At 70.4% G+C, this 2226-nt stretch carries 2 protein-coding genes; both read right to left on the bottom strand.

Going from position 1 to position 2226, the window contains the following annotated elements:
* Window positions 1–744, bottom strand: a 744-nt coding sequence (locus tag ABYE80_RS19985) for an MlaD family protein (protein WP_372792070.1), incomplete at its 3' end; no start/stop codon positions are given.
* 74 nt (window positions 745–818) lie between these two features.
* Complete coding sequence (locus tag ABYE80_RS19990) at window positions 819–2096, bottom strand: MlaD family protein (RefSeq protein ID WP_372792068.1); 1278 nt, start codon at window positions 2094–2096, stop codon at window positions 819–821.
* Between the last annotated feature and the right edge of the window lie 130 nt (window positions 2097–2226).

The following is a 2226-nucleotide window of genomic DNA, read 5'->3' on the forward strand; positions in this document are numbered from 1 at the left end:
CGCCTTCCGCGAAAGACCGCTCACAGCGGCCAGCGTGCGACGGATTTGCGGGAGGGCCCGGGGAAATTCCTGGATCGTGCGACGCAGGGCATCGTCGCGTGAGGCGACCGCGGTAGCAGTCTCATTCGTCGCGCGGATCAGCGTGCGCAGCGCATCCCCGCGACGTCCGACGGCGTTCAGGACGCGGGCCCCGTCGTCGACGAGCGTCACGACCGAGTCGCGCTGCTCGCGGAGGGCCACCGTCGCCGGCAGGCCCAGGTCGACGGCTTCGGTGAGCCCGGAGAGGATCGAGTTGACGTCGTCGCCCCGGCCGTCCAGCCCTCGGCCGAAGGCGCGCAACGTGCTCTGGAGCGACGCCCGAGTGTCCTTGTCCAGGGTGTTGAGGATCTTGTCCAGCGGCACCGTCTCGCGGGCGGCGTCGGGCGGCAGCAGGCCGCCGTCCTCGATGCGACCCGTCGTCGGCGTTCCCGGGTCCACCTCGAGGTAGCTCTCGCCCAGCAGTGTGCGCAGCCGGGTCTCGACTCGGGCATCGCGATAGACGTCCTGATGCTCGGGCTTCAGGTCCATGGTCACCAGCGAGCGCTGGCCCTTCACGCGGATATCGTCGACCCGGCCGATCTTGACGCCGGCGCGGCGCACGTCGGAGCCGGTCACCAGCTGCAGGGGCTCGTCGACGAGCACGGACACCTTGTACTGCGCCGCGGAGACGCCGGGCACGCGACCGCCGGCCAGCACGGTGTACATGGTCGCGAAGACCGCGATCACCGCTACCGAGTAGACGACGAGCGCAAGGATCTTCGGGAGGCGCTGGCGGTTGGTCACGGCGTGCCCTTGGTCGTCGTCGGGTTCTTGTAGCAGGGCCGCAGGCGACGCCAGCTCGGCTCGTTCACGAGTGCGCCGACCGCGAACAGCCCCTCGCCGGCCGTGGCGCGAGCGACGGTCCGAAAGCCGTCGTAGAACTTCGTGAGCGACATCGTGTGCTCGAAGAAGTTCTCGACCGGCTCGAAGCAGGGCGGCAGCTTGGCCACCGAGCTGTCCACCGGCTTGACCTGGCCGCGCAGTGTGCGCACGGCCCGTGTGAGGTCGGCGGTCGTCCCCGGCAGGGTCTGGGCCAGCGACGTGAGACGGGTCACCGGCCGTTCCAGGGCGCGCACGGTCGGGCGCCCGATCTCGCTGACGTCGCTGAGGGCGTTCAGCGCCGGGGCGAGCTCACCCGCCGCCGGCACCAGCGCCCGCAGCGCCGGGTCGAGATGACTGCGCGCCTGGTCCAGCCGGACGGTGGCGCTGCGCAGCGCCTGGATCGTCCCGGGAAGCTCCCGCAGGGTCCCTGAGAGCGCGGTGTCGCGCCGGGCGAGCTCGCCCATCACCTGGTTGCCCGAGGTGACGAGCGACGAGATCTGCGTCTCGCGCCGGGCGAGCTCGTCGCTCAGCGTCCCGGTGTTGGTCACGACGCGTCGGACGAGCGTCGACCGCTCGGTGGTGACGTCGGTCAGCCGCTTGAGCGAGGTGAAGAAGGGCTCGAACTCCGCCAGCGCGGCCCGCAGGTCGGCGCCCTTATCGGGCAGGCCACGGCCGAGCTCGTCGATGAGCGTCGCCATGCTCTCGCGCGTCGGCTTGTTGAAGACCTGCAGCACCCGGGAGATGTCGACCGGGGACGCCGTCTGCCGGCCGGGAACGACGACGTCCCCGTCGATCTCGCCTGCGGACGGCGTGCCGCGCCGCTCGATCGCGACGAACTTGTCGTCCAGCGGGGAGACCGGACGGATCCGGAAGGTCGCGTCGCGATAGAGCGCCCCGTGCTTGCGGTCGATCTCCATCGTCAGCACGGCGCGGCCGTTGCGCAGCTCGACGTCCGAGACCACGCCGATCCGCACGCCGGCCAGGCGGACCTGGTTCTTCCCCGGCGAGACACCCTTGGCGTCGTCGAACGCGGCGCGGACCGTGTAGGTCTCGACCCAGGGCTTCTGGAAGTTCAGGTTGCGCAGGATGCCCACGCCTGCCACGACACCCATCGCGCTCGCCACGATCAGCAGGATGAAAGGCGTTCGTGCGCGCCGGATCTCGAGGCGCAGTCGATCGTTGTTGAACAGTCTCATCCGCCGCCATCCTCCGACTGGTCTTCCTCAGGTCCGAACTCCGGCTGCTCGCCCGGCCGTGCCAGCAGCGTCCCGAGGTACGTGCCCAGGTTCTGACACACCGCCAGACGCTCGTCGTTGGGGTCGGTGA

The organism is Paraconexibacter sp. (assembly GCF_041602235.1).
Lineage (GTDB): Bacteria > Actinomycetota > Thermoleophilia > Solirubrobacterales > Solirubrobacteraceae > Paraconexibacter.

Bases quoted from the DNA above. Each gene is read 5' to 3' on its own strand.
- ABYE80_RS19990 (WP_372792068.1), bottom strand. From the start codon at position 2,096: ATGAGACTGTTCAACAACGATCGACTGCGCCTCGAGATCCGGCGCGCA.